The organism is Lacicoccus kunmingensis DSM 17847 (genome assembly GCF_059568765.1).
In genome coordinates this window covers 30,186-56,069 of sequence record NZ_JCANUC010000014.1, presented here as the reverse complement: position 1 = coordinate 56,069, position 25,884 = coordinate 30,186, and the positions used below count along the sequence as shown (strand labels likewise).

Genomic DNA, 25,884 nt, shown 5'->3' with positions numbered 1-25,884 from the left:
TATGTCGAAAAATGAAAGCAGCAATTCCAACTATTTATCACAGATTAAAGAAGAATCAGAAGAGAAAAAATCCGACGACATTTTTGTCGAAAATACGGTATTTAAATCAAAACAGTCAAAAAAAGAAAATGAAACGCTTTATGTATCAAAGATCAATAAGCCTGCAAAAATTAAGGACGATCCCAACTTTTTTCAGAAACTGATGTTCCAGTTCGGAAAGGATAATGCTTCGGGCATGGCGGCACAGCTTGCATATTATTTCCTGCTTGCCATATTCCCGCTGTTGATATTCCTTTTGACACTGGTGCCTTTATTCCAGATCGATCAGGAAATGATCGTCGGGTTTATCGAAGATTACGCACCGGCTGAAATTTCCGGTATGCTGACAGGCATCATTGATGACGTCATGACATCATCAGGCGGCGGTCTCTTGTCTGTGGGTTTGATTGCGACCTTATGGTCTGCATCAAACGGCATGACGGCTCTGATGAATGCGTTCAACGTCGCTTATGATATAGAAGACAACCGTAACTTTTTCATAGCGAAAGGTCTTTCTATATTTTTCACCATCATTTTAACTTTATCAGTATTACTTACATTTGTACTTATCGTGTTCGGCGGACAGATTGGAAACCTGATGTTCGGAGTCATTGGTCTTGACGATCAGTTCTCCACGATTTGGAATCTCATCAGAAGTATTTTACCAGTACTTCTCGTATTCGTAGTGTTCCTGATCATGTACCTGACTGCGCCGAATATAAAAGTGAAGGTGAAATCGGTAATTCCCGGAACCATCTTTACTACAATCGCGTTCCTTGTAGCCTCATGGGGCTTCAGCGTGTACGTATCCGGTTTCGGCAACTACTCGGCAACATATGGCAGTATCGCCGGTGTCATCATTCTGATATTCTGGTTATATATCACCGGAGTCATCATCATCCTTGGCGCACAGATTAACGCGATTATTCATAAAGACAGTGTTTTAAAAGAAAAGAAAGAAAATAATGCGGAAAATGAGCATGTGAAGGGAACAGTTTAATATGACATTATTATACGACTTGCTTGAAAACAACAAAAGTTTCGTGGCAGATGAAGAGTACAAAAATTATGTCCTGACGAAATCACCGAATAAGAAAATGGTACTTGTCTCCTGTATGGATACCAGGCTGACTGAAATGTCCTTCAAATCACTCGGTTTGAAAAATGGGGACATCAAGCATATACAAAATGCAGGCGGCGTCATTTCACACCCGTACGGAAGTACAGTGCGCAGCATTCTGGTTGCCGTGTACATGCTCGGTGTCGAGGAAGTCGTAATAATGGGACACCATGACTGCGGATTTGGTGCATTAAAGCCGGAACCGATGATTGAGGAAATGAAAAAACGCGGCATTTCCGAAAACACATTCAACGTTCTGGAACACTCAAGAATCAACATCAAAAACTGGCTGCAGGGCTTCGACAGTGTCGAAGAAAGCGTTAAAGACAGCGTCAGAAAAGTACATGAACACCCGCTGTTCGATAATAATGTGCCTGTCCACGGCCTCGTCATCGATCCGGATAACGGAAAAGTCGATCTCGTGGTAGACGGCTACAAAAAAGATTAAATTTGATGAATGACTCAAGCCGGCAATCCCTCTAGGGAATGCCGGTTTTTATTTTGCGATGAATTTGTCGCGGCTCGTGCCATGGCGGGAAAACGATGGCACAAGAGACCCTGCCTCGTGCCGTGGCGGGAAAACGACGGCACTGCTGTTTTAAAGTAATAAAAATCGGCTATATTATAATAGCTCGCTTATTTGTTTAGACAGGAGTGAATGATAAATGACTAATATAGATAAAATTTTTGAAGCACAAAAATATATTGAACCTGATGAAACACTTAAAGGTGATACCGGCTACTACGGCATGGTTGCCAGTGCCGTAGAAGAAGCGACCGAAGCCGGCAATGAAATGCTGAAGCAGGGCGGCAATGCATTCGATGCCATCATTGCAGTCCAGCTCGCTCTCGCCGTAGTCGAAGGAATGAATACCGGCATCGGATCAGGGGGCTTTATTTTATGCCATGATTACCAAAATAAAGATACTAAAGTGGTCAATGCGCATCCGAAAGCACCGGCAGCGCTCAGGCCGGACTGTTTCATTGACGAGAACGGCGAGGAAGTTCCATTTGATGAACGTTCCACTCACGGGACTTCAGTCGGCATTCCGAGCATAATGAAAGGCTTGAAATATGTGCACGAAAACTATGGCAGCCTGCCGCTTGAAACTTTGATAGACCCGGCAATACGACTTGCGGAATCAGATGTGAGAGTCCATTCTCTATGGGAACGTACACTTGATCTGTTCGAGCACCGACTGGGTGATGAAGCGAGAAAGCTATTCGTTCCGGACGGCGTCAAACTTAAAGAGGGCGATACAATCAGACAGCCGGAACTTGCGAAAACCCTTAAAACAATCAGAGATAATGGCTTTGATGATGTTTATCAGGGAGAGATTGCAGACGCCATCATAGATACCGTTAAAGCGCATGACGGCATCATGAACCACCAGGACTTAATCAACTATGATGTCAGAATTGAAGAACCGCTGTGGTCAAGCTACAAAGGCTACGACCTTGCGCTCCCTGTCCCGCCGAGTTCCGGCGGCATCGGTATCGCAATGCAGCTGAAAATTTTGGAACAGCTGGATATTTCGCAGTACGAGGCGCACTCAGCTGAAAAATATCATTTGATAGCACAGGCACTGCAGCTGGCGATGGCGGATGATGCGCTGCATATCGAAGACACTAATTTTGAACCTGCACCGCTCGACGGTCTGTTGCATGAAGATTATATCAAAGAGCGTCTGGAGCAGCTTTCCGCCGACAGGAAGGCAGAAGAAAAGACTGCCGGTAATCCTTGGAAATATCAAAAAGACGGACACAGCGAACAGGAACATAAAGTTTCTGCGGATAATGAGGGTCTGGAAACGACCCACTTCACCGCAGTCGATCAATGGGGCAACGTCGTAGCATGCACCACTTCCATTGAACGTATTTATGGTTCCGGGATTATGGTTCCGGGCCACGGTTTCCTGTTAAACAACCACCTGACCGATTTTTCCACCGAGCCCGGCAGTGTCAATGAACCCAATGGCAATAAATACCCGAAAAGCTCAAAAAGTCCAACTATTCTTTTCCATGAAGGCAAGCCGTTTTTCACCCTCGGCTCCCCCGGTGCGGCAACCATCATCGCATCCGTCGTGCAGACGATAGTGAACGTGATCGACTACAACATGCCGATTGATGATGCAATCAAAGATCAGCGCGTGTATGTCATACCGGACCTCAGCAAGCAGTGGGAGGACGGGCTCGATGATTCTCTCTTGAAAGAACTGTCAGATATGGGCTATCAGTTTGACCAGTCTTTCCGGGAAGAAGGCGCCGATACGAGAATCGGTGACGTGCAGGCGATAATGATCGATCACGCCGATGACCGCAGATTATATGGCGGTGCCGATTTCCCAAGACCCGGAGATGCCAAAGGATTATAAAAATAAAGTCTCCGTCCCTGATTGACCGGGCGGAGATTTTTAATAAGGAGCGGATATTGAATGAATAAAGCAATATTTCTGGATCGTGACGGTGTCATCAACGAGGTGTTAACAAAAAGGGTGAGGTTCGTTAATACGCCCGATGATCTTTATTTGCTTGAAGGGGTTGGTGAAGGGATCAAAAAATTGAATGTGTCGGGATATAAAGTGTTTGTCGTGACCAATCAGGGCGGGGTCTGTCTCGGGTTTATGACCGAGAGGGATCTGCATGATGTGCATGCTCGGATGGAGAAGGATTTGGAAGCATCCGGGGCTTATGTAGATGATATTGCCTACTGTCCGGACAAGCCGCATGTCAAGAGCCGGTGCCGTAAACCGAGTCCCGGCATGATACTGGATCTGGCGGATGAACACGGAATCGATCTCGCTTCAAGTTATATGGCCGGCGATCGTGACGCCGACATACTCGCCGGCAGGAATGCAGGCACAAAGACCGTCCGCATCGGAAATGAAAAAAAGCAGAGTGAGCAGGCGGATATGCACTTCCCCACTCTGCTGTCATTTGCGTCGTGGCTGACGGATTGAATTGATTTTAATGGCTGAGTACGACCGGCATTATGAGGAGCACTCCTGCACTCACAACAAGTATGCCCGTCGCCCTTTGAGATAGCTTGTTTTTACCTCTGCCCTCATACCAGCCGCTGAACTGCAGCCGGTTCCTGTATAAAACAAATAATAGAATAAACACCCCGGCAAACCCCATCCAGTTATAACTGTCAGATGTTCCGCCTATGGATTCATAGATACGTGCCAGCAGGTAGCTTGCGATGCTGCCCAGTACTATAAAGATAAGTATGATTCTTATCAGTTCTATTATGGTACGCATTAAGACACCCCTTTGTTCATTTAACCCTCCACCAAGCATCGTTGTTATCAGTCGAGAATTTCTTTTACTCTGCCGACTGTACCATCCTCCAGTTTCACTTTGATGCCATGATGGTGTGTCGGTGAATTTGTCAATAGTCTTGCGACGACACCTTCTGTCAGTTTGCCTGTCCTTTGATCTTGTTTCTGTACGACCCTGACGGTTTTACCCGGGCTGATATTTTCTCTTCTTGTTCCTGGCATATTCATTCTCCTTCAATCTTATTATTATTAATTTTACCCGTTGCGGTGTGCTTCTACAACAATCACTAATTTAATCAGTGGTATTTATATGTGAAATAACTATAAAAGAATGAAATCATTCAGCAATTAATGGTATCATAATTAAGTCAGGGAGGGAAAAGCATGACAGGAAAAACACATATCATCGGCGGTATCTCAGCAAGTCTTGCTTACGCTTATTTTACTGGTTCAGATCCATTGATTTTAACCGGTGCAGGCATTGTCGGGGCGTTAATACCCGACATTTGTCATGGCGGCAGTAAGATCGGCAAACAGCTGCCCATACTGTCCAAAATCATCAATTTAATATTTGGGCACCGTTCATTTACGCACAGCCTGCTGTTCATAGTACTCATCGCATTTTTAATGAACACATTTTTACCATACGAAACCGTTACGGCCGGACTGATTGTCGGCATGGTGAGTCATTACATATTGGATATGGGAACGAGAAGCGGCATCCAACTTTTCTTCCCCCTCGATTTCAGAGTCAGGTTTCCACTGACAACAAAAACAGGCAGCATGGTCGAAAACCTCATTTTCAGCCTGCTCGCCCTGGTCTCTTTTTACTATGGATACCACGCATTATACTTTTACTTATAAATAAATTCCCCGGCTCAGGCTGGGGAATTCTTTTTGGTGGATTTGGTGGTTGTGCTGTTTAGATGTTTGGGATTTTGACGCTGTCTAAACGCGTGTTGGTGGCAAACGTTTAGATGGCAGTAAAATCAGGCCTATCTTCACACTTCAGCATCCCAAATGTTTAGATCGCAAGAAACATGAACTTAAATAAACGCAGATCATAGGCTTCTGCTCACTTAGCCTTCAAAAACTTATTAACTGAGCAGGCAGCAGCAAAAGCTGTTCACATAACCTTCAAAATCACGCCAACTGAGCAGCCGCACAACAACATAACTGCACACACATCAAAAGAACCGACTGCAAAGTGCAGCCGGATTCTTTATTTGAATCAGTCTTCGATTTTAGTCAGGAATTTCGGACCATCTTTAGTCACAACGACTGTATGTTCTTTCTGGGCAACGTAACTGCCGTCTTTCGTTTCGAACGCCCAGTCGTTTTTGCCTTCTGTAACGAGGCTCGCTTTTGATGAAATAAAAGGCTCGACAGCGATGACCATGCCCTCTTTCAAAATGTCTTTCTTGCTTGCTTCGTAGTAGTTCATAATATGCTGCGGTGAGTCATGAAGCGTTTCACCGATGCCGTGACCGGTCAGATTTTTGATGACTGTCAGACCATTTTTACGCGCCACGTTATGTACTGCGCGCCCGATCTGGCTGACTTTGCCTCCGACTTTCACTTTTTCCATTGCTGCATCGAATGCTTCTGCACATACATCGATGACTTTTTGCTTCAGTTTATCATCTGTTTCACCGATGACGAATGAAATGCCGGTATCTGAAAAGTAGCCGTTTTTCTTGGCACTGACGTCTATATTGACAAGGTCGCCGTCATTCAGTACGCGTGAGCCGGGGATGCCGTGCGCAACTTCTTCGTTGACACTGATACAAGTGTAGCCCGGGAAATCATATTCACTGATCGGCGCACTTTCTGCACCATATTCTTTTAGCAGACGTCCCGCTTCTTCATCTATCTCTTTTGTTGTCATACCGACTTCTGCGTAGTCGACAACGGTCTTCAAGACTTTCCCGCAAATCTGACCGATTTCTTCCAATGCTTTCAGTTCTTCATCTGTTTTAATTATCATAAGTCATTTGTCTTCCTTTTATAAAATTTTATTAAATACATACTATTATAAAAAATCATATATCGTCAAATTACGATAACTTCTTTCTTCCAGGTGTGACACGGTCACACCGATTAAACGTATCGGCGCTTCAGGCGACTTCACTTCGTGATATAAATTGTATGCATAATGGAATATTTCTTCTCCGGTGAATATCGGGTTCGTCGTCATCATCTGTTTCGTATGTGTTTTAAAATCATGTGTTTTCAATTTGACTGTGACGACCCGCCCCGCAAACTGTCGGCGTTCCATCCTCTCACTGACCTTTTCACTCAATTCTTCAAGAATCTTAAGTATATACCCGTCATCATTGATATCATGATCGAATGTCGTCTCTTTACCGACAGACTTGCGCACCCGGTCGACGCTCAGTTCGTTTGTTCCGATACCGCGCGCCTTTTTGTAGAGGGAGGACCCTCTCTTGCCGAATTCACGGGTCAGATCGAGTTCGGACCACTCGTAAAGATCCGCACCATCAAAGATTTTCAATGATTTCATCTTCTCTTCGGTTACGACACCGACCCCTGGAAACTTGCCGATCGGCATGGCCAATAAAACATCCATGACATTGTTATAATGTATAACCGTGGTCCCGCTCGGCTTATTCATGCCGGATGCGATTTTCGCCAAGTACTTATTATATGAAATCCCGCTTGAAGACGTCAATCTTGTTTTCTCAAAAATATCCCTCTGGATATTCAGCGCCACAGATTTTGCTGTCCGTTCCCTAGATACGAGATGTGTAATATCGAGATACGCTTCATCCAGACTGAGCGGCTCCACAACCTCCGAGTATGAAAGAAATATTTCCATAATCTCTTGTGACACGGATTTGTACACCTCAAAGCGCGGCCTGACATATATACCGTCGGGACAGAGCTTGTGCGCCGTTTTTGTCGGCATCGCGGAATGCACACCGAATTTACGCGCTTCATAACTGGCAGTCGCAACGACGCCCCTGCTGAGCGAACGTCCGCCGACGATTACAGGTTTGCCTCTGTACTCAGGATGGTCCCGCTGTTCAATCTGGGCATAGAACGCGTCCATATCTATATGAATGATTCTTCTTTCCATAGTATCACCTAAAAGTTATCATTAAGTTCATTATATCATGATGCGAACAAACGTTCTAATTTTCAGGGGGCCTTTCATACATCGTCATACCGACATTTGTATCTTCGACATATTTCATGTTCGGGTGTTTATTCAGCAAGTGTAAATAATAAAAATCGCCGGCACATGCGCCCGTATGGAGCGCCAGAAAGAATTTGATCGAAGCATGTGGTACGATAAACCACATGATCACCATCAATGAAGTGATAATGATGAAAGGCATGATAATGATGATTTTAAACTGCTTACGGTCGAAAAATTCACCGGGTGATGTCGCATAGAACATGCCTTTACTATAACCGAATTTAACATTGCCATCCGGTTTGAAGATTTTAAAAAACAAACCGTGTATCGCTTCATGCACTGTAATGATTATAAAAAGCAGGAGGATGATCAGCACGACGGACAATAATATCTCCGTCAGCGACCATCCTAAAATGGCTGAACCTGTAGTATTTGTGAAAAACACTTCAAATAAGTAAAATACTATAAAGGCGCCCATTGTAATCAAAATGGACCATTTATTTAATGTTTTCAAAGCTTCTTGATCTTTGAATATATTCAAAACGTATTTTTCCATGAATAAAACTCCCCATCATTGATCAATAAACAGTTTATCATAATTTTTTATATATTAACGTTCGGAGGGATAGAATGTCACAGTTCACAGTAATCGGCGGCGGTATCATCGGTGCATCCACCGCCTACCACCTGATTAAACAAGGTCATGAAGTCACAGTTTATGACCGTAATGACAGAGGTAATGCAACCAGTGCATCTGCAGGGATCATCAACCCATGGGTTTCTCAGAGAAGAAACAAAAAATGGTACCGACTCGTAACAAAAGCGGCAAAATATTATCCGGAGTTCATCAAACAGCTGGAAGAAGAAACAAATGCAGAGACCGGCTATATCAGACGCGGCTCAATCTCTTTATTCAAAGATGATGATGTACAGGCGCTCGCTTTTGACCGTATCAGTAAAAAGAAAACCGATGCCCCTGAGATGGGAGAAGTAAAAATGTTGTCACGGGAGGAAGTTAAAGATTATCATCCCCACCTGAGTGATAAGTACTCCGGCGTCTACGTCGAAGGCGGTGCACAGGTCAAAGGTGCCCTGCTCCGGGATGCACTTAAAACTGCATTTATCAAGGCCGGCGGTACATGGCTCGAAGAAAATGCGCCGGGAACGACGGAAGGTATGACAATATACGCAACAGGCGCCTGGGGCTCGGAACAAGGTTACATTCCTGCAATTACACACCAGCGTTCAGAAGTACTGCATTTCAAAGTGGAAGAAACAGAGGTCGTAAAAACGCCTGTCGTCATGGCGCTCGGACCGATCTATATTGTTGAAATGGGTGAAAATGAATTTGCGGTCGGGACGACTCATCAAAAGACCGAGTCATATGACGATTCACCGTCAGAAGAAAATTACCAATATTTGCGGGGGCTTGCCGAACGGTATTTTCCGGACTCAAAACTGACAGACGTCAAGATGATGGTCGGCTTCAAGCCGTACACAAGAGATTTCCTGCCGTTTATCGGACATGTGGATGAAAATACGTTCGTCATCAACGGTGCGGGTGCGACCGGTCTCACTGCCGGACCGATCATCGGTCATGAAGTCGCCAGGTTTTTAAGCGGTGAAGAAACCGATCTCGATCTGAGCGACTACAGCTATGTCGAGCCGGAAAATAATTAAACACAAAAAAAGGGCTGATACACAAGCCCTGTCCCCTTTGTGTGCACTTATGAAAAGTGCAGTACAGTATATACTACTGTAAATATGAACATTCCCAGATTCAATGCAAATAGTCCCCATGCAAATGGGTTTACTCTGAATTTCAGATTGATAAAACTGAACAGAAAACCCAGCAATCCAAATAATAATGAAATCAGCCATAACAGCGTATCATCAAATATTAGATGGAATACTAAAATTGCTACCGGTATCGCAAGACATAACAACCTTAGCATATGATTCCCCCTTAACGTCTCAATAATTTGATTTTACATGTTTACACTTGAATTTTCAAAACATTTTTACAAGTGACACAATTTTCTATAATGCCCGTTCAATATACCAGTTTTCTCTCTTATATGTTTTATACATGAAAAACATCAGAATACCGATTATGAAACTGAGGGAACGCACTTCAAACTTTTCTCCGAGGACGATTGATGTTTCTCCGCTCACCGGATCTTCCATGATCGTCACCACATGGCTTGCATGATAATAAACTTCCAGATTCCCTTTCCAGTCTTCAGCCAGAGTGATATATTTATTATCAAATTTTCCATCCACCTTGAAGTACAGCAGGTTGCTGCCCGGCCGTTCTTTCAACTTGAATTCATAATTGTCCGACTGTACGATATAGCTTGCGACGTTCAGATCGCGGAAACGTCTTTTTTTCATACCGACGACGACCTTATCGCAGGCACTGCTGATGAATTGAAAAGTGTTTCGCTTATCGCAGTTTCTCAGCACACTGCGCTGAATGGACCCGTAGATTTTGTCGTCATCGTCAATAATTACAACATCTTGTTTTTTGTTCTTGATTTGAATCTTGTATGTAAATTGCTCCATTCTACACCCTCTTTTCTTAATTCCATTATATACATTTGTAAAGAATCTATAAAGTTTAAAATGCATAATTATCAAAAAATTAAGAGTTACAGCATAAAATTTCAAAATGCTGTAACTCTTAACACTCTGTTATTCGTTTTCCAGTTCCAAAACCGACACGATTTCAACGTGCGCACTGTGCGGGAACAGATCAACCGGCTGAACATCTTTCAGTGTATAGCCGAATTCTCTCAGCCACGTAATATCATCAGCAAATGATTCCGGGTTGCATGACACATAGACGACTCTGTTCGTCGCGAGTCTGCCGATACGGCGCATCACTTTGCCGCCTGCACCTGAACGCGGCGGATCGAGCAGCAGCACATCCGGTATGCCCCATGTTTCAAGAATCTCAGACATCCCGCGTCTGGCGTCTCTTGCGAGGAAGTACGTATTGTGAATATCGTTGTCTTCAGCGTTTCTTTTTGCCGATTCGATTGATGATTCTACGATTTCAATACCTGCGAGCGACTTCACCCTGCCCGCAAACGGCAGTGAAAACGTTCCAACACCGCAGAACAGATCGATCATCGTTTCATGTTCTTTGACATCAGCCATTTCAGTGGCGAGCTCCACAAGTTTCTGCGCCTGGGTCGGGTTCGTCTGGAAGAAAGTATTGTACCAGACACGGTAGCTGTATCCGCTCATTTCCTCGTGAATGTACTCCCTGCCGTGAAGCAGATGGATGTCTTCCTCTTCTGCCTGTGCAACGTCTGCAATCTCTTTATTTTCCATCCACATCAGACTTTCCAGTGACTCAATTTCGGACGTCAGCCGGATAACCAGGGCATTGACCGCTTCAGTAAGCGCCCCTTCCGGCGCCTCTGTTGCAAATAATGCCGCCATCAGTTCACCTGTAATCTGTGACTGTCTGACCATCAGATGGCGCAACAGGCCGGTGTGCTTATCCTTATCGTAACCCGGCAGATTGAAATCCTTCGCCCATTCAGAGACGATTTTCATGACGCTCACCATATCTTTGCTCGAAATCAGACATGTATCCAGGTCGATGATATTTCGGAAGTTGCCGAGTTCATGGAGGCCGAGATGCCCTTCTTTTGAAAAAGTGAATTCCATCTTATTTCTGAATTCAAAAGGATTGTCCATCCCGATTGTATCTTTGACCACAGAAGTATCGAAATCATGCTTCTTTAAAAATGATTTGACCAGGTCCGTCTTATAATTCAGCTGACCTTCATACTGCCAGTGCTGCCACACACAGCCGCCGCACATTTCAAAGTGCGGACAAGGCGGCGTCACCCGTTCTTCGTGCGGTGTGAGTATTTCTTTCGGCATAACAGTTGCACGTCTTCTGCCGTCTGCGTTCGGCACATCGACTGCCACTTCTTCACCGATCAGCGTCTGAGGAATATTCAACTTCAGCTTGCGCGGTTTATTGCCCCCGTGATCTCTGTATTCCAGCGCCATTCCGGACCCTTTTTTATCCATACTGTGAATTGTCGTCGTTAAATTAACACTCTTTTGTTCCTTCAATTTATAACCTCCAAAATATCAAGCATCCGTTGTCATCAACAGATATATAAAATATGGCGCACCGATAATTGCGACGATGACGCCTGCCGGCAGTGCTTCCGGGAAAAATAAAATCCGTCCGGCCGTGTCTGCAATGAGTACGAGCAACCCGCCGGAAAGTGCGCTGAGCGGCATGACAAGTTTATGGTCGACGCCGATGAGCCGACGGCTGAGATGCGGTGCGACCAGGCCAACAAAGGCAATGCCCCCGCTGACAGAAACGCTCACCGAAGCGAGCCCGACCGCGCAAACCAGCAGTACGATCCGTTCTTTCTTTAAATCCACGCCAAGACTGATGGCATTCAAAGTATTCATCCTCAAAATATTCAAAACCTGAATCTTTGATAAAACAACAGGCATGATCAGTATGAGCCCCGCAGCGATAATCCAGACGTGCGGCCATGAAGTGCCCCATATCGTCCCTGCGAGAAAGCCCGCCGCAAACTGATACGTCTCATGCGACATCAGAAGCGACACAACAATCATCAGCGCACTGACACCCGCACCGACCGCAACGCCGTTCAGTACGAGTCGTATCGGCCTGACACCAATACCGTTTCTGTACGATAGGAAAAATACGATGACTGCCACAAGCAGCCCGCCGGTAAAAGCAGCCACCGGTATAATGAACAAACTGTATTCAAAACCTTCAAGTAAAAATAAAACCAGTACAACGGAGAGACCGGCACCTGAGTTGATGCCTATGATCCCTGAATCTGCCAGAGCATTCTGCATCACACTTTGCAGGAGCATCCCGCTGAGGGCGAGTGCCATGCCGGAAAGTACAGCAACCAGAATACGCGGCAGCCGGATACCGAACAGTATGCTTTCGGTCATATTGTCACTTTGTCCAAACAACACTCCTATTGTATCCGTCACGCTGATTTCCGTAAAGCCGGTTTGTAAACTGAATACGGATGCAGTGATAAGCAGTATTGCTGCCATCATAATAATATTGGTTTGTCTTTTAAATTTCATGACGCACCCTCCCCGCCAAGTATAAGAAGAAAGGCACACCAATCAGCGCAATCAATGCGGCGACTGGTATTTCGACAGGTGCGAACAGACTTCTTGCCGCGAGGTCGCTGTAAACGACGAGCACCGCACCGAGCACCCCGCTTAACGGCAGAATCATCTTATAATCAGAGCCTGCGATCTTTCTTGTAATATGCGGTGTAATCAGACCGACAAAGGCCACTGCACCGATTACGGAGACTGCAAGTCCTGACAAAATGACCACTGAAATCAGCGCAATGATGCGCGTTCTTGTCATATGGACACCAAGGCTCACGGCCGTCTCTTCATCGAAGCTGATTGCAGTCAGATTTGAAGCTGACACCATTACCATAATCATTCCGATGATCAACCACGGCGTCACAATCAACAGATTCTGCCAATCAATATTTTGAATGGCGCCTGCAGACCAGAATGCGATTTCCTGACCCACATTAAAGTAAAGTTGGAGTGCCGCACTCATCGAGCTGAAAAATAAAGTCACTGCCACACCCGCTAAAATCAATTTCAGCGGCGTCATGCTGCTTTTAGAAAAGAAAACTGCAGCAAAGACGATCAATGCACTGAAAAGTGCACCGACAAATGACAGCAACACCAAATATGGATAAGACAAATGCGGAAAGAAACTGAAAGCGAGGGTCAGGAAAAAAAGCGCCCCGGCGTTTATTCCGACGAGACCCGGTTCAGCCAGCGGATTTCGCGTCATCGCCTGCATGACCGCCCCGCTGACGCTGAATGCCGCCCCGACAATCGCAGCGGCAAGCGCCCTCGGCAACCGGATTTCATTGATGATGACATGTATATTGTCGGAAGCATCAAAGTTAAAAAGAGCCGACCGTATATCACCTGTTGTAATGTCGGCCGCTCCAGAATACAGACTTAAAAATATGCCGGAAATCAATACGATGATTGAAATCGTGAAAATCATGATATATCGCATGGCGACTATCCTTTCAGCTGATATGAGGTGATGATCGGCCGTGATGTAAAGGGGCATTCATTGATGACTGCATCAATTTCAAAAACTTCTTCCAAAACACTTTCAGTCATGACCGCTTCAGGGGGCCCGAGTTTCCTGATGACGCCCTCTTTCATCGCAATGAGGTGATCAGAAAATCTGGATGCGTGGTTGATGTCATGGAGTACCATAACGATGGTCTTCTCAGCAGTTTCATTCAATTTTTTCAATAAATTCAATATTTCCATCTGAAATTTCATATCCAGATATGTTGTCGGTTCATCGAGTAAGATGATGTCCGTATTCTGAGCGAGTGCCATGGCGAGCCAGACCCGCTGTTTCTGTCCGCCCGACAGTTCGCTCACCGGTTGATCTGTGAATTCTTCAATACCAGTCACATCTGCCGCCCAGTCGATATTGTCACGGTCTTTTTGGTTCAATCCTTCAAACGGATTTTTATGCGGATGTCTGCCGTAGCTGATGAGTTCACGGACAGTCAGTCCTTCCGGCGCGCTTGAAAACTGCGGCAGCAGACTCAAGCGTCTGGCAACATTTTTAGTATTCATGGTGAATATGTCTTTACCGTCCATCAGCACGGCGCCGTTCTGTGTTTTCAGCACACGGGACATAGCATGCAGCAGCGTCGTCTTACCGCAGCCGTTCGGACCGACGATGGAAGTAATCTGTCCTTCCGGTATCGTCATATTGAAATTCTCCAGCACAAGTTTTTTATCGTAACCTGTTGTTACATCTCTCAGTTCAAGTATGTCCATGGCGTCTACGTCCATTCGCTTATCGGAGTGAGCCGGCGCTCAATTTCTGAACGCTTTTCTTCAAGCGCAGGCGGCAGATCAAGTTTTTTACCGAGCTCACTTTCGTCAGTGTCCGCTGTAAACCCTCTCGAGTCCGGACCGACGATTTCAAACATGACACCGTTATCCTCCCGGAAATAAAGACTCTCGAAATAATAGCGGTCGATGACACCCGTCGTCCGGTAACCGCGAGCGCTCAACAGTTCATCCACTTCCTCGAGATCCGCAGCTTCAGTCTGAACCGCCAGATGATGAATGGTGCCGCGGCCCTGGACTTCAATTTTGCCTTCTTTTTCACAGATGATGATTTCACCGGTCAATCGGTTTTTATTTGCCCGAAGAATTGCATGGTCCAAAGTATTTTCAACGATATCGTACTTGAAAATCTCTGTCAGCATATCCACCATCTTATCCTTATCGCGCACATTGATCTGGACGGGGCCCATGCCAAGAATCAGATGTTCTTCATCAATATCATTATCCGTCCACGGTTCCCATTCTGCTGGAAGCGTCTCACCTTCTGCACTGAACAGCATGAGTTTTAAAGTGTCCGCATCCTGGAACTCGAGAACATTGCGCCCGAAATATTCTTTTTTCGTGCTTTTAAAACCGAATTTTTTGAGACGTTCCTGCCAGTAGTCGAAGCCCGTTTCATCTTTTACAAGCAAGCCAAGGGCGTGATGGGCGTTTGTGCCGTGCTTCCGGTCAGCGACATACGGCATATCAAAATATGTAATGTCGTTGCCGGCGGTCCCGAATTTGTCCCCGTAAAACACGTGATACATGGAGTTGTCATTCTGATTGACCGACACTTTGACGCGTCTTAAGCCCAGTACTTCGGTATAAAAATGATTGTTCTTTTTCAGATCTTTCGTATACATGGAAATATGATGATGTCTTTTAATCATTGAACCCCATCCTTCCGATTAAAAAAATGAATGCACCAGACGCTGGGACATTCCGGTTTTGAATGTGCCGTCGAGACGCACACCGCTGCCCACATGGATGTATTCGAACGCATCCAGAAACTGACTGACATTGTTTTCATTAATGCCGCCGCCCGGCATGATGATTTTATTTTGTTCTTTTGCGAACTTATTCATTTCGATTAAAAGCGGCAGGTTTTCACTCGCATACCCTTCTCCGCCTGAAGTGAGGATCGTCTCTACTTCATCATATTTCAATAAAGTCTGCAGCGCTTCGAACTGGATGCGCGCCGAGTCGAATGCACGGTGGAATGTGATATTCAACCCTTCCGCACGGTCGATGACTTTCTTTAAAAAGTACTCGTCGACGACGCCTTCATATGTCAGCATGCCGACAACGATGCCAGCAGCGTTCGTCTGCTTGATATAATTGATGTCACTCAGCATTTCCTGCTGGTCGAGCGCATTATAGACGAACCCTCTGTTATGGGTTCTGACCATGACATGTATGGGGATGCGCGACAGTTTCGATGCTTCTTCGATCAGTCCGATGCTCGGCGTCAAACCGTCTTCATTCATATTGGCACACAGTTCGATTCTGTCGGCGCCGTATTGGTTGGCGTCGATGACATCCTGTATGTTTGTTGCGATCACTTCTAACATAACACCCACTCCACTCAAGTCATTTTATTGTTATAATCATTGAAATTACCTATATTATATCTTATATAGGGTTTGTATGTAATTATTTTAGGAGAGATTAAATGAGACAGAGTTTAGCACCTTTCATGATTTTATTTGCAGCAATGCTCTGGGGTACAGCGGGGACGGCGAAGGCCTTTGCAAGCGAAGTCGACAGCATATCCATGGGTGTCGCAAGACTTGTCATCGGCGGCATCATGCTGATGGCGATTGCCGTACTCACTAAAAAGATGACGTTTAAAGGCTGGCCGGTGAAACCTCTGATTATCGGAGGCATAGCGATGGCGCTTTTCCAGCCGTTCTTTTTCAGTGCGGTTGAACTGACGGGGATTGCCGTCGGCACGGTCGTTTCAATCGGAAGCGCCCCTGTATTCTCCGGAATGATTGAATGGCTGGTTTTTAAAATCAGACCTTCCCGTGTATGGTGGCTGTCCACGTTCCTCGCCATTACCGGCTGTATCATTTTAATGTTCAACACGAATGCAGTAACCGTTGATGCTACGGGCGTTCTGGCCGGACTCGGTGCAGGTATTTCATTCGCCAGCTTTACGATGTCGAATTCGAGACTCGTCCAGTCACACGAACCCATCGCTTCGGTTGCGGTGATATTCTGTCTGAGTGCACTGATTCTGTCACCATTCGTATTCATCAACGATATGACATGGCTTGGGGAAACAAACGGATTTCTCGTCGCTTTACATATCGGACTGCTCGCAACCACTCTGGCATACTTTTTATTCTCAAACGGATTGAGACATGTAAAATCTTCGACCGCCGTCACGCTGTCACTCGCCGAACCGTTGACCGCATCACTGCTCGGTGTATTCTTGGTCGGCGAAACCCTCGACAGTCTGTCATGGGTCGGTCTGATCATGCTGCTCGCAGGGATTGTCATACTCGTCCTCCAGTCGAGACGCACTAAGAAACAGGCGGTAAATGTGTGAGTTGGTGAGGTGCGGGTGATTTTGAGACCTGGAGACACCTTCTGCGCTATAAGTCACCTGAGAAAAGGCTGAATATAACGGCAGGACTCTGATTACGCTATAACCCGCTTGTGAAAAGTCTGGATATAGCGCCATAGCGGCAGCTGCGCTATAAGTCGATTATGAAATTCGTACATATAGCGTATAGTCATTAGCCACGCTATAACCTACTTATAAAATGAACAGATATAGCGCCAGGAAGACTCCCCCTCGAGCGGCACAGTAACAAAAAGAGCAGCAACTCATAACTCGAGTTATTGCTCCTTTTATTTTTAATGAATACTGACAGACCCCATCGAGGTCGTAAATCTGGATGTGTACTCCGGATTTTCAACAATATAATTTTCAAGCTGGTTTGAGACACTGCCCATCTTCGTCTTTGCAATAATCCGGGTGACGGTCGGTTTATCTTTGTAGACGACATTGATCGAGCCCATATCCGTATGCGCCGTAATATTTGAATCCGGCTGTGCATTTTTAAGGTCGATCGCTCCCATATTCGTAGAATATGACTGATCGTTTGCAACGACATTATCCGCCTTCACTTTGCCCATATCCGTCGAAAGTTTCAAATCATCGAAGCCGCTGTCCTTCACGCTGACAGCACCCATATCACTCGAAAGCTCGCCTTTCACGCCGACAATATTTTCAACTTTGACACCGCCGAGATCCGCTTCCACATCAAAACTTTTCGCTGTCAGTCCGTTCAGCGTCACCGCACCTTTGTCGGTCCTTATTTTTAAATCGGTCAATGTTTCCGGCCAGACAATCGTCAATTTATCACTGCGGTAATTTTTATTGCGAATAAAGCCCAGTATGTTGAAGTGAACCTTTTTCGCTTTTTTACTTTCATGCCTGAAGACGAGTTTATCCCCGTCGACGCCATGTGAAAACTCGCCCTGTTCCCCGGGACTCTCAAAACTCATCTCGAATTTATCCCCGTTCCTGATATCAATCGTTAAAAATTCCCCTTTAATATCAATCATGTTGATCTCTTTAGGTTTGATATCCTGCAGCAGATTCGACTGCATCGCAAAATATTCCGCTTCCCCGTCACTCTCTTCAACATCTTCGACAGATAAAATCTCTTCAGCAATATCAGCAGGATCGCCTAGCGTCGCCACAACCGCTTCTTCACTTTCCCCTTCTTTCATCCCTTCATTGATGTGGTTTTCATACTCATTTAAAATATCGTTTCTGATTGTGCTTGAAAGTGACATCAGTTTATTTTCCAATGCCTTTAAAAATTCATTCTTTGTCATAATAAATTTCTCCCTTTTGTTTAATGTGTATCTTCGAGTAACTGGTTGACCGCCTTCGTATAAACTTTCCATTCTTCATGTATGCTTTTCAAATGTGCTTCCCCTTCAACTGTCAAAGTATAGTATTTCCGTGCCGGTCCGCCGGTCGATTCTTTGAAATGGCTGTCGACATGCCCCTCTTTCACAAGACGTCTGAGCAGCGGATATAAAGTGCCGTCCGCAATATTGATATACTTGCCGATATTTTGTGCGAGCTGATAGCCATACTGCTCCTCCTTTTTGATAAAGGACAACACACAAAGTTCCAGTGACCCCTTTTTAAACTGTGCGTTCATTCGGTAACCCCCTTTTCTACTACTGTTCAATATTCACTACTGTACCATGTTCACTACTTATTTATAGTATATTGCTCACTAGTGAATAATGCAAGGTATATGTTAAAAATAAAGATCTCAGCACACAGAAAAATCCCATCCTGGCTCATTCAGCCGGGGCGGGATTCTGCAATCATCTTCTATTTCAGTACATCTTCATACTTGTCATCATTCTTTTCAAGCCGTGCCTTTGCAAATGGAAATAGTGAGGTTACTTGTTCAGCCATTCTCTTGCTTCTGTCGCAACTTCCTGCGGCAGGCTGTGTCCGTTCACCCATGTATGCTTAACATCTGCACCGCGCGCCTTAAAGATTTCGACGACTTTTTCACTTTCATCTTCCGGAACGATCGGGTCGCCTTTACCAAGTGATAAGAACACTTCCGCGTCACTCAGGTCTTTATTATTATCTGAAAGGTCTACCGGATATAACGGTGCGAATAAAAGAGCTTTCCTGAAGTCTGATTCGTCGCGGAGCATCATGTTGATTGCTATATTTGAACCGTTCGAGAAACCGATCGGGATGACATCTTCTGTTTTGAAATCATACTTTTCTGCAGATTCCTTAATGAAGTCGAGCAGTTCTTTTCCTCTGAATTCAAGGTCTTCCATGTCATACTGCCCTTCGCCGAGGCGTTTGAAATAACGGTTCATGCCGCCTTCTTGAACATTGCCGCGGATGGACAGTATGCTGTAGTCGCTGTTCAGCATTTCAGCAAGCGGAATCAGATCATGCTCCGTACCGCCTGTGCCGTGCAATACTACAAATACCGGTTCGCCTTTTTTACCTTCTTTAAAAATGTGTAACATATATAATTGCCTCCTGATTTCTTTTCTATATTAATTATAATTACTTGCTGCGCGTCGTATCAAATGGTCTGACCTGTGATTCTATCTGCGCCCGCTGCGACTCTAAAAACGGCGGCAGCGCCAACGATTCACCGAGTGTTTCATATGGTTCATCATCCAGGAAGCCCGGACCGTCCGTCGACAGTTCGATCAATATATGACCGACTCTTGAGTACAGTGCTTCAAAATAGAAACGATCCACATTGCCTGAGTGACTCAAGCCCAGTTCATTGTATTTGTCTTCCCACTTTTTAATCGCTTCATGATCTTTGACCCTGAACGACACGTGGTGTACTTCGCCGTAGCCCTGCTTTGCAGACTGGGATCCGTCTTTACGCACGATAATCTGACCGCCGTTGCCGCCTTCGCCGACATCCAAAACAACGACATCTTCCTCTTCCACCACCGATTTCATATTGTAGATGCCCGTCAGATTTTCCACGAACTTATACAAATAAGAGATGGTGATTTCAATCGGACCGAGCCCGTAAATGGCTTTATCCTCAGGGACCGGGCCGTTTTTCCAAGGTGTCCCCGGTGGCACGCCCTCGTTGTTCTCATCGGAGAACAGCTGGTATCTCTGACCGTCCGTCTCTTCGAAAGGCAGTACTTTTTTGCCGAATAAATCCCGGATGCCTTCGTGCTTCACGCCAAATTCATTAAAGCGTTTCTCGTAATATTCCAGTGCCGCATCATCCGGTACACGGAGCCCGATCCGGCTGATTGAATTCGACCCTCTCTGCCCCGCCGGGACATTTGGAAAATCAAAGAAAGTCAAATCCGTTCCCGGACTGCCGACATCATCTGCAAAAAATGTGTGATATGTGTGAATATCATCCTGGTTGACTGTTTTCTTAACAAGACGCATGCCCAACACTTCAGTGATGAACTGATAGTTCCTCACCGCATCGTCTGTCATTGCAGTGACATGATGAATACCCAGTAGTTCATGATTGACCATTTTCAACTCTCCTTTTAACACCATGATTTTATCATATCTCGAAATCGAGATGATTTTCAAAAAGTTTGCTCAAACTTAATTAGTCTGAGCGCGCTTCACTGATATTTTTTTCAAAGTCTTTCTGAATGCAGCCAGCTCTTCATCCGACAGCTCTTCAAATAATTCTTTGATGAGCTCTGCATGCGGCGGGAAAATTTCCACCATAAGTTCGCGTCCCTTTTCAGTCAGAAACGCGTAGCTGATCCGACGGTCGTTCGTATCCGGACGCCTGTCGACATAACCTTTTTCAACGAGTTTATCCACCACATAAGTTGTACTGCTGCTCGCAATTAAAATACGATTTTTAATATGTTGTATCGGCTGGTCACCTTTGTTGTATAATAGTTCCAGAACAGCAAACTCAGTGATGTTCAAACCGTAATGGGAAACATCCTTCTTAACATTGCTTTCCAGGTATTCATTTGTACGTTTCACACCTACAAAGGCCTTCAAAGCTTCTTTTGTGCGATCCATTATTTCACCTTCTGTCGTAAACCAAAATTATTTAAAATTCGAGATAATTTTAGTATTAATCATTACTTTTGTCAAATCATTCCTATAGAAAAGGAGTTTTATTTATGATTTCCATTAATAATATATACCAAGCTCGTGAAAAGATTAAACCTTTCATTGTTAAGACACCTTTGATCAGACTTCAAAATCTGGATGAATATGCCGGATGCGAAGTATATGCCAAGCTTGAAAATATGCAAAATACTAAAGCGTTCAAGCTCCGCGGTGCGATGAATAAAATTCTCAGCCTGACCGACGAAGAAAAGACAGCCGGTATCATCTGCTCATCCTCCGGCAACCACGGCCAGGCAGTCAGCTACGCATCAAAACTGTTGGGCATAAAAGCGACAATCGTCATTCCAGAAACCGCACCCGCGTTCAAAGTCGAAGCCATCAGACAGCACGGCGCTGCGACTGAATTCTGTACAGTCGACGACCGCTTCATTGTAACGGAAGAGCTGGCTGAAAAGCATGGATACACGATCGTTCCGCCATTTGAAGATGATCTTGTCATGGCGGGCCAGGGCACTGTCGGTCTGGAGATCATGGATGAAGAAATTCCATTTGATCATGTGCTGGTTCCTGCAAGCGGCGGCGGACTGCTCGGCGGCGTCTCGACAGCGATGAAAGAATCAGGATTCAAAGGCAAAGTCATCGGCGTTGAACCGGAAAGACTTCCGAGATATACGAAAAGTCTGGAAGCCGGCAAACCGGTACAGCTCGAATCTCAGAAAACGATTGCCGATGCCCTTGTCGTCAACCGCCCTGGTACATTGAATTTTGAAGTTGTTCAAAAACATGTGGATGGATTTCTGTCGGTATCCGATGAAACAATGCTGAAAGCCCAGAAGATGATGTTGATGGAAGGTAAGATATTCGCAGAAGTATCTTCCGCCATCGGCCTCGGCGCCCTGCTCGATAAGAAGCTCGATGTTAAAAAAGATGATAAAGTCTGCCTCGTCGTTTCAGGCGGCAACCTCGGCTTCGAGCAGCTCGAGCTGCTGCAGGGCGTTGGGTATTGATTGAATGACTAATCCCGGTAAATAAAAAGTTTACCGGGATTTGTCTGTTTTCAGTGTGGCATTCGAATAACTTCATATATTTCGCTCACTTATACGAATCCGACAACGATATTCGTTTAACTTCCTATATTCAGCAGACTTGTGCGATTCCAGCCGCCGTATTCGTTTAACTTTTGATTTTTCGAATACTTATTCGATTCGGTCCTCGTTATTCACATATCTTTTGATTTCCTGATGATTTATACGATTTACACCTCTGAGTTCACACAACTTCGGTATTTACAATGACTTATGCGACCGACCACCCCGCCCAACCCCTCGCTCCTGAAAATAAATTCAAATCTTGTAAATCCCACCGCCACAGTACTTCCCCCACCTTTCAGCAAAATAAAATCCTAAAATGTTTGACACATCCGTGCATAGTGTATATATTAAGTATACACACTATATAAGGTGGAGGTGTTCAAACTGAACATTAAAATATCGAATACCATTGACGTCCCTATTTACGAGCAGGTTAAAGATGAAATTATACGGCTGATCATGAGCGGTGAACTGATGCCGGGGGATGCGCTTCTTTCAATGAGGCAGCTGGCCAAAGAACTCGGAATCAGCATCATTACGACAAAGCGGGCATACAGGGACCTGGAAGCTGCAGGCTACGTCCACTCGGTCGTCGGCAAAGGGACTTATGTGAGCGAACAGAATACCGAACTCCAGAAGGAACGCGTATTGAATGAAATTGAAGGCCATATCGAAGACATGCTGAAAGCATCCTATAAAATCAATTTACCAAGAACAGAACTGGATGAGATGATTTCAATGATCGAGGAGGATATAAAATGACAGCCATTCAACTGAAAGATGTAAATAAAATCCAGGGAGATTTCAAATTGAATAATATTAATTTGAACATTGAGAAAGGATTCATCACCGGATTGATCGGTGAGAACGGCGCAGGTAAATCCTCACTGATCAATCTGATACTCGGTTTGAGGAAAGCGGACAGCGGAGAAGTTTCCGTCCTTGGCAAACAGGACATCGAAGCAGACAGAGATGAAATCTTAAACAGGATCGGTTTTGTTTTCTCTGAAGACCGTTTTCCTGAAAATAAAACGCTCGGACAGCTGATGAATATTTTAAAAAAGTTTTACAGAAACTTTGATGACGAGACATTCAAGCACTATACGAAGGAGTTTAAAATCAGGGAGGGACAGAAGATCAGAAACTTTTCCACCGGTGAAAAGATGAAGCTGGCACTGACCATCGCACTCAGTCATCAGGCGGAGCTGCTGATCTTAGACGAACCGACTTCAAATCTGGACCCGAACTTCCGAATTGAATTTTTGGAGATACTGCAGGAACTGATGATGGATGAAAATATGACGATACTATTCAGCACGCACATTACGAGCGATCTTGACTCCATCGCGGATTACGTCATCCTTATCGATGACGGTGACATCGTCTTTCATGAGGAAAAAGATTTTTTATTGGAAAAGTATAAGAGGATCAAAGGTCCCGTCGATATTCTGGATGATGAAACCCGGTCATTATTGAAAGGCATCAGGAAAACTTCCGTCGGATTCGAGGCCATTTCAGAAGAACATCAGGCACTGACGGAGTTATACGGTTCAAAAATCATGGTTGAGCAATTGAAGATTGACGCACTTATGTACCATCTGAAAAAAGAAAGGGTGTCAGAAAATGAATAAACATCTCTATCTGAAACTGATTTATTCCAAGTGGACATTGATTTTTACAGCAGGCGTCATCGTTTTAAACTTAACCGCTGCATTATACTCCGGAGTGCACCATGCGGCTTTCTTATCAGTTATCAATGTTGCGAACTTTTTTATAGTGATGTATTTGACCGCAAACTATATGAACGTCCATATATTGATGTCGTACAATAAGAGCCATGAATTTTTCATGGCGTTGCCAGTAAATAAAAAGGATTTCATCAAGTCAGATTATATGTTTCACCTGCTGATGACTCTGCTGTCGATCGTTGTCATCTTCACTTACAGCCTGGCAAACGGTGAGTTCTACAATCTGTTCGGAATGATTATGATTACAGGTGTTAATCTGCTGATTACGAGCTTTTATTACACGACATTTGTCCGTGACTGGTTCAAAAATGTTAATTGGAAAGTGGTTATATATCTTGTACCGATGGGATTCACTTTCATGTTCTACTTTATGCCGCTGATGAACCTGGTCAACACAGGCATTGAGATCAATGCATTTTGGAACTTCACTCTATACACCCTGCCCTATATCATTCTGGGGCTTGGCATTCTGGCGTATGTCATCACTTATTTTACAACCCAAAAGCAGTCAGTAAAAAATGATTTGATATAACACTCATTTAGCACAGGTTTTCTTTGTTCAATTTGTTGTGTGAAATTGAAAGATACTATGGGATAATTGAGTCAAACAACATGTATAAGAGGTAATTAAATGCAAAAACGACCAAAGCTGGATATTCCTAAAACAGCTGCAGAGAAACTCATCAACATCATCGGCTACAGCATATTTATCGGAGCTTTTGTTTATGCCATCATCGCTTTTCCTTTCCTGCCGGCGGAAGTGCCCATGCATTTCGGTTCGGGCGGTGAAGTGAACAGATATGGATCAAAATATGAAATGATCATTTTAATAGTCATACCATTCTTTATCATACCTATGCTCGAAGCTCTTGAAAGAGTTCCTGAGATGCACAACTATCCCAAGCGGATGAACGAATCGAATGTTGAAGCTTTTTATTTGAACAGTCGACAGCTGATGAACGTCACTAAAAACGGTGTGTTGATCATTTTTGCTGTAATATTTATTGAAATTATCAACTACGGCATATTAGACCAACCCACATTCGGTGTTTTAATGATTCCTTTAATTATTGTACTCGCATTAGGCCCGATCATCTGAACAATGCTCAGACGCCGAAAAATAAAATGATTGACCCTGGACATGACTCATCTGAATCTTAGTGAGTTGTGTCTTTTTATTTTTTACAAAGCGTCGCTTCTCTGTGTAAAATCACATTACATTATGTGATAATAAAATTAATAAATAGATGAGGTGTATTATGGAATCTTTGATCAGACAAATTAATGAAGTCATCAATGCTGACGAAAATAGAATATTCATCGCCATCTCCGGCCACGGCGCCTCGGGTAAGACATCATTCGCAAAGAAACTGTGTGATTCGCTTGATGCAGATTATAACTTCCTGAATACGGACACTTATATAATCGAAGGTCATCATCTCGGAAATACGTATGCGGAATATCGTGTAGACGGCGCCGACTCAGCTTTTAAAATTACAGCTTGCATGCCAATCCGCCATGAACTGAACAGTTTGTCGCGGGATATTAAAGTACTTAAAAATGGCGGCACCATCACAACGATTGACAAACCGTGGGATGCGGAAAAGGTGTTATACGGCGCCCGTAAAGTGACCATCATCGAAGGCATGTCCGCGGCCTTTCTCGAAGATTTCGACTTTGACCTGTCAGTCTACTTCTATACCGATTCAGAAACCGAACTTGAACGGCGAAAGAAACGGGACGTCAAACAGCGTGGCCGGAATCTTGATGCACTCATTAAAGCGCAGAAGCACAGGCGGGATCAGTACGACCTGTTCATGCAGCCATTGAGTGAGAAATTTGATGTCATCGTCGATTACTCAAATAATGAATTCAATATCATCAAGTCAAATTTATAAG

General features: G+C 44.6%; 31 protein-coding genes. 13 read left to right on the top strand and 18 right to left on the bottom strand.

What is annotated here, in order from left to right:
- Position 1: 1 nt before the first annotated feature.
- The 4 genes from BO48_RS12495 to BO48_RS12480 all read left to right on the top strand — a co-directional run bounded on the left by BO48_RS12495 (position 2) and on the right by BO48_RS12480 (position 4,119).
- A complete protein-coding gene (locus BO48_RS12495; RefSeq protein ID WP_496367785.1) occupies positions 2-1,039 on the top strand; it encodes a YihY/virulence factor BrkB family protein in 1,038 nt (345 codons plus the stop codon).
- Between the two features lies 1 nt (position 1,040).
- Complete coding sequence (locus BO48_RS12490; RefSeq protein ID WP_496367784.1) at positions 1,041-1,607, top strand: beta-class carbonic anhydrase; 567 nt, start codon at positions 1,041-1,043, stop codon at positions 1,605-1,607.
- Positions 1,608-1,824: 217 nt separating this feature from the next.
- On the top strand, positions 1,825-3,534 hold the full coding sequence (gene ggt / locus BO48_RS12485; protein ID WP_496367783.1) for a gamma-glutamyltransferase: 1,710 nt from the start codon (positions 1,825-1,827) through the stop codon (positions 3,532-3,534).
- Between the two features lie 60 nt (positions 3,535-3,594).
- Complete coding sequence (locus BO48_RS12480; RefSeq protein ID WP_496367782.1) at positions 3,595-4,119, top strand: D-glycero-alpha-D-manno-heptose-1,7-bisphosphate 7-phosphatase; 525 nt, start codon at positions 3,595-3,597, stop codon at positions 4,117-4,119.
- A 7-nt stretch (positions 4,120-4,126) separates the two neighbouring features.
- On the opposite strand, the gene BO48_RS12475 is transcribed toward BO48_RS12480, so the two are convergent.
- On the bottom strand, positions 4,127-4,420 hold the full coding sequence (locus tag BO48_RS12475; protein ID WP_496367781.1) for a hypothetical protein: 294 nt from the start codon (positions 4,418-4,420) through the stop codon (positions 4,127-4,129).
- A 47-nt stretch (positions 4,421-4,467) separates the two neighbouring features.
- Entirely contained in the window at positions 4,468-4,662 is a 195-nt protein-coding gene (locus BO48_RS12470; RefSeq protein ID WP_496367780.1) for a YwbE family protein, read from the bottom strand.
- Positions 4,663-4,824: 162 nt separating this feature from the next.
- Here BO48_RS12470 and BO48_RS12465 point away from each other — a divergent pair, with 162 nt between their 5' ends.
- Complete coding sequence (locus BO48_RS12465) at positions 4,825-5,304, top strand: metal-dependent hydrolase (RefSeq protein WP_496367779.1); 480 nt, start codon at positions 4,825-4,827, stop codon at positions 5,302-5,304.
- A 367-nt stretch (positions 5,305-5,671) separates the two neighbouring features.
- On the opposite strand, the gene map is transcribed toward BO48_RS12465, so the two are convergent.
- The 3 genes from map to BO48_RS12450 are packed head-to-tail and all read right to left on the bottom strand — an operon-like array spanning position 5,672 to position 8,159.
- Positions 5,672-6,427: a type I methionyl aminopeptidase gene (gene map / locus BO48_RS12460; RefSeq protein WP_496367778.1), complete on the bottom strand. Its 756-nt coding sequence runs from the start codon at positions 6,425-6,427 to the stop codon at positions 5,672-5,674.
- 45 nt (positions 6,428-6,472) lie between these two features.
- Positions 6,473-7,540: a DNA polymerase IV gene (gene dinB / locus BO48_RS12455; RefSeq protein ID WP_496367777.1), complete on the bottom strand. Its 1,068-nt coding sequence runs from the start codon at positions 7,538-7,540 to the stop codon at positions 6,473-6,475.
- Between the two features lie 55 nt (positions 7,541-7,595).
- Entirely contained in the window at positions 7,596-8,159 is a 564-nt protein-coding gene (locus BO48_RS12450; RefSeq protein WP_496367776.1) for a DUF3267 domain-containing protein, read from the bottom strand.
- A gap of 74 nt (positions 8,160-8,233) precedes the next feature.
- Here BO48_RS12450 and BO48_RS12445 point away from each other — a divergent pair, with 74 nt between their 5' ends.
- Positions 8,234-9,283, top strand: a complete 1,050-nt coding sequence (locus tag BO48_RS12445; RefSeq protein ID WP_496367775.1) for an NAD(P)/FAD-dependent oxidoreductase — start codon at positions 8,234-8,236, stop codon at positions 9,281-9,283.
- Positions 9,284-9,330: 47 nt separating this feature from the next.
- On the opposite strand, the gene BO48_RS12440 is transcribed toward BO48_RS12445, so the two are convergent.
- The 8 genes from BO48_RS12440 to BO48_RS12405 form a co-directional block, all read right to left on the bottom strand.
- Positions 9,331-9,558: a hypothetical protein gene (locus BO48_RS12440; RefSeq protein WP_496367774.1), complete on the bottom strand. Its 228-nt coding sequence runs from the start codon at positions 9,556-9,558 to the stop codon at positions 9,331-9,333.
- Positions 9,559-9,643: 85 nt separating this feature from the next.
- Complete coding sequence (locus BO48_RS12435) at positions 9,644-10,168, bottom strand: hypothetical protein (RefSeq protein ID WP_496367773.1); 525 nt, start codon at positions 10,166-10,168, stop codon at positions 9,644-9,646.
- Positions 10,169-10,297: 129 nt separating this feature from the next.
- On the bottom strand, positions 10,298-11,701 hold the full coding sequence (gene rlmD, locus BO48_RS12430; RefSeq protein WP_496367772.1) for a 23S rRNA (uracil(1939)-C(5))-methyltransferase RlmD: 1,404 nt from the start codon (positions 11,699-11,701) through the stop codon (positions 10,298-10,300).
- 18 nt (positions 11,702-11,719) lie between these two features.
- Positions 11,720-12,718 carry a FecCD family ABC transporter permease gene (locus tag BO48_RS12425; RefSeq protein WP_496367771.1) on the bottom strand — a complete coding sequence of 333 codons (999 nt, stop codon included), beginning with the start codon at positions 12,716-12,718 and terminating at the stop codon, positions 11,720-11,722.
- Positions 12,708-13,694, bottom strand: coding sequence for a FecCD family ABC transporter permease (locus BO48_RS12420; protein WP_496367770.1), 987 nt, complete (start codon positions 13,692-13,694; stop codon positions 12,708-12,710). The genes BO48_RS12425 and BO48_RS12420 overlap by 11 nt, the downstream gene beginning before the upstream one ends.
- A 5-nt stretch (positions 13,695-13,699) precedes the next feature.
- Positions 13,700-14,485 (bottom strand): ABC transporter ATP-binding protein, encoded by a 786-nt coding sequence (locus BO48_RS12415; protein WP_496367813.1) that lies wholly within the window; start codon positions 14,483-14,485, stop codon positions 13,700-13,702.
- Between the two features lie 5 nt (positions 14,486-14,490).
- A complete protein-coding gene (locus BO48_RS12410; protein ID WP_496367769.1) occupies positions 14,491-15,432 on the bottom strand; it encodes a VOC family protein in 942 nt (313 codons plus the stop codon).
- An 18-nt stretch (positions 15,433-15,450) separates the two neighbouring features.
- Positions 15,451-16,113, bottom strand: a complete 663-nt coding sequence (locus BO48_RS12405) for a copper homeostasis protein CutC (protein WP_496367768.1) — start codon at positions 16,111-16,113, stop codon at positions 15,451-15,453.
- A 101-nt stretch (positions 16,114-16,214) separates the two neighbouring features.
- On the opposite strand from BO48_RS12405, the gene BO48_RS12400 reads away from it, so the two are divergent.
- A complete protein-coding gene (locus BO48_RS12400) occupies positions 16,215-17,096 on the top strand; it encodes an EamA family transporter (protein ID WP_496367767.1) in 882 nt (293 codons plus the stop codon).
- A 311-nt stretch (positions 17,097-17,407) separates the two neighbouring features.
- Here BO48_RS12400 and BO48_RS12395 read toward each other — a convergent pair whose 3' ends face one another.
- From BO48_RS12395 to BO48_RS12375, 5 genes are all read right to left on the bottom strand, one after another.
- Positions 17,408-18,397, bottom strand: coding sequence for a DUF4097 family beta strand repeat-containing protein (locus tag BO48_RS12395; protein ID WP_496367766.1), 990 nt, complete (start codon positions 18,395-18,397; stop codon positions 17,408-17,410).
- Positions 18,398-18,417: 20 nt separating this feature from the next.
- On the bottom strand, positions 18,418-18,732 hold the full coding sequence (locus BO48_RS12390) for a PadR family transcriptional regulator (protein WP_496367765.1): 315 nt from the start codon (positions 18,730-18,732) through the stop codon (positions 18,418-18,420).
- A 250-nt stretch (positions 18,733-18,982) separates the two neighbouring features.
- Entirely contained in the window at positions 18,983-19,579 is a 597-nt protein-coding gene (locus BO48_RS12385) for an alpha/beta hydrolase (RefSeq protein WP_496367764.1), read from the bottom strand.
- Between the two features lie 40 nt (positions 19,580-19,619).
- Positions 19,620-20,579: a VOC family protein gene (locus BO48_RS12380; protein WP_496367763.1), complete on the bottom strand. Its 960-nt coding sequence runs from the start codon at positions 20,577-20,579 to the stop codon at positions 19,620-19,622.
- A gap of 75 nt (positions 20,580-20,654) precedes the next feature.
- Positions 20,655-21,092, bottom strand: coding sequence for a MarR family winged helix-turn-helix transcriptional regulator (locus BO48_RS12375; protein ID WP_496367762.1), 438 nt, complete (start codon positions 21,090-21,092; stop codon positions 20,655-20,657).
- 104 nt (positions 21,093-21,196) lie between these two features.
- On the opposite strand from BO48_RS12375, the gene BO48_RS12370 reads away from it, so the two are divergent.
- The 6 genes from BO48_RS12370 (at position 21,197) to BO48_RS12345 (ending at position 25,883) form a co-directional block, all read left to right on the top strand.
- On the top strand, positions 21,197-22,153 hold the full coding sequence (locus tag BO48_RS12370) for a threonine ammonia-lyase (protein ID WP_496367761.1): 957 nt from the start codon (positions 21,197-21,199) through the stop codon (positions 22,151-22,153).
- Between the two features lie 459 nt (positions 22,154-22,612).
- On the top strand, positions 22,613-22,999 hold the full coding sequence (locus tag BO48_RS12365; RefSeq protein WP_496367760.1) for a GntR family transcriptional regulator: 387 nt from the start codon (positions 22,613-22,615) through the stop codon (positions 22,997-22,999).
- Positions 22,996-23,868 carry an ABC transporter ATP-binding protein gene (locus BO48_RS12360; RefSeq protein WP_496367759.1) on the top strand — a complete coding sequence of 291 codons (873 nt, stop codon included), beginning with the start codon at positions 22,996-22,998 and terminating at the stop codon, positions 23,866-23,868. The genes BO48_RS12365 and BO48_RS12360 overlap by 4 nt, the downstream gene beginning before the upstream one ends.
- Positions 23,861-24,517, top strand: a complete 657-nt coding sequence (locus tag BO48_RS12355; RefSeq protein WP_496367758.1) for an ABC-2 transporter permease — start codon at positions 23,861-23,863, stop codon at positions 24,515-24,517. The genes BO48_RS12360 and BO48_RS12355 overlap by 8 nt, the downstream gene beginning before the upstream one ends.
- Before the next feature lie 99 nt (positions 24,518-24,616).
- The gene (locus BO48_RS12350; protein ID WP_496367757.1) at positions 24,617-25,084 is read left to right on the top strand and encodes a DUF1648 domain-containing protein; all 468 of its coding nucleotides are present in this window, start codon (positions 24,617-24,619) and stop codon (positions 25,082-25,084) included.
- Positions 25,085-25,244: 160 nt separating this feature from the next.
- Entirely contained in the window at positions 25,245-25,883 is a 639-nt protein-coding gene (locus BO48_RS12345) for a uridine kinase family protein (RefSeq protein WP_496367756.1), read from the top strand.
- The last annotated feature ends 1 nt before the right edge of the window (position 25,884 follow it).

Excerpts from the sequence above, each read along its gene's own strand:
- BO48_RS12385 (WP_496367764.1), bottom strand. The coding sequence starts at position 19,579 with ATGTTACACATTTTTAAAGAAGGTAAAAAAGGCGAACCGGTATTTGTA.
- BO48_RS12420 (WP_496367770.1), bottom strand. The coding sequence starts at position 13,694 with ATGCGATATATCATGATTTTCACGATTTCAATCATCGTATTGATTTCC.
- BO48_RS12375 (WP_496367762.1), bottom strand. The coding sequence starts at position 21,092 with ATGGATCGCACAAAAGAAGCTTTGAAGGCCTTTGTAGGTGTGAAACGT.
- BO48_RS12410 (WP_496367769.1), bottom strand. The coding sequence starts at position 15,432 with ATGATTAAAAGACATCATCATATTTCCATGTATACGAAAGATCTGAAA.
- BO48_RS12355 (WP_496367758.1), top strand. The coding sequence starts at position 23,861 with ATGAATAAACATCTCTATCTGAAACTGATTTATTCCAAGTGGACATTG.
- BO48_RS12480 (WP_496367782.1), top strand. The coding sequence starts at position 3,595 with ATGAATAAAGCAATATTTCTGGATCGTGACGGTGTCATCAACGAGGTG.
- BO48_RS12345 (WP_496367756.1), top strand. The coding sequence starts at position 25,245 with ATGGAATCTTTGATCAGACAAATTAATGAAGTCATCAATGCTGACGAA.
- BO48_RS12405 (WP_496367768.1), bottom strand. The coding sequence starts at position 16,113 with ATGTTAGAAGTGATCGCAACAAACATACAGGATGTCATCGACGCCAAC.
- dinB (WP_496367777.1), bottom strand. The coding sequence starts at position 7,540 with ATGGAAAGAAGAATCATTCATATAGATATGGACGCGTTCTATGCCCAG.
- BO48_RS12450 (WP_496367776.1), bottom strand. The coding sequence starts at position 8,159 with ATGGAAAAATACGTTTTGAATATATTCAAAGATCAAGAAGCTTTGAAA.
- BO48_RS12445 (WP_496367775.1), top strand. The coding sequence starts at position 8,234 with ATGTCACAGTTCACAGTAATCGGCGGCGGTATCATCGGTGCATCCACC.
- BO48_RS12470 (WP_496367780.1), bottom strand. The coding sequence starts at position 4,662 with ATGCCAGGAACAAGAAGAGAAAATATCAGCCCGGGTAAAACCGTCAGG.
- BO48_RS12425 (WP_496367771.1), bottom strand. The coding sequence starts at position 12,718 with ATGAAATTTAAAAGACAAACCAATATTATTATGATGGCAGCAATACTG.
- BO48_RS12435 (WP_496367773.1), bottom strand. The coding sequence starts at position 10,168 with ATGGAGCAATTTACATACAAGATTCAAATCAAGAACAAAAAACAAGAT.
- BO48_RS12495 (WP_496367785.1), top strand. The coding sequence starts at position 2 with ATGTCGAAAAATGAAAGCAGCAATTCCAACTATTTATCACAGATTAAA.
- BO48_RS12350 (WP_496367757.1), top strand. The coding sequence starts at position 24,617 with ATGCAAAAACGACCAAAGCTGGATATTCCTAAAACAGCTGCAGAGAAA.
- ggt (WP_496367783.1), top strand. The coding sequence starts at position 1,825 with ATGACTAATATAGATAAAATTTTTGAAGCACAAAAATATATTGAACCT.
- BO48_RS12390 (WP_496367765.1), bottom strand. The coding sequence starts at position 18,732 with ATGAACGCACAGTTTAAAAAGGGGTCACTGGAACTTTGTGTGTTGTCC.
- BO48_RS12400 (WP_496367767.1), top strand. The coding sequence starts at position 16,215 with ATGAGACAGAGTTTAGCACCTTTCATGATTTTATTTGCAGCAATGCTC.
- BO48_RS12440 (WP_496367774.1), bottom strand. The coding sequence starts at position 9,558 with ATGCTAAGGTTGTTATGTCTTGCGATACCGGTAGCAATTTTAGTATTC.
- BO48_RS12465 (WP_496367779.1), top strand. The coding sequence starts at position 4,825 with ATGACAGGAAAAACACATATCATCGGCGGTATCTCAGCAAGTCTTGCT.
- map (WP_496367778.1), bottom strand. The coding sequence starts at position 6,427 with ATGATAATTAAAACAGATGAAGAACTGAAAGCATTGGAAGAAATCGGT.
- BO48_RS12360 (WP_496367759.1), top strand. The coding sequence starts at position 22,996 with ATGACAGCCATTCAACTGAAAGATGTAAATAAAATCCAGGGAGATTTC.
- BO48_RS12370 (WP_496367761.1), top strand. The coding sequence starts at position 21,197 with ATGATTTCCATTAATAATATATACCAAGCTCGTGAAAAGATTAAACCT.
- BO48_RS12475 (WP_496367781.1), bottom strand. The coding sequence starts at position 4,420 with ATGCGTACCATAATAGAACTGATAAGAATCATACTTATCTTTATAGTA.
- BO48_RS12415 (WP_496367813.1), bottom strand. The coding sequence starts at position 14,485 with ATGGACATACTTGAACTGAGAGATGTAACAACAGGTTACGATAAAAAA.
- BO48_RS12380 (WP_496367763.1), bottom strand. The coding sequence starts at position 20,579 with ATGGTCAATCATGAACTACTGGGTATTCATCATGTCACTGCAATGACA.
- BO48_RS12395 (WP_496367766.1), bottom strand. The coding sequence starts at position 18,397 with ATGACAAAGAATGAATTTTTAAAGGCATTGGAAAATAAACTGATGTCA.
- BO48_RS12490 (WP_496367784.1), top strand. The coding sequence starts at position 1,041 with ATGACATTATTATACGACTTGCTTGAAAACAACAAAAGTTTCGTGGCA.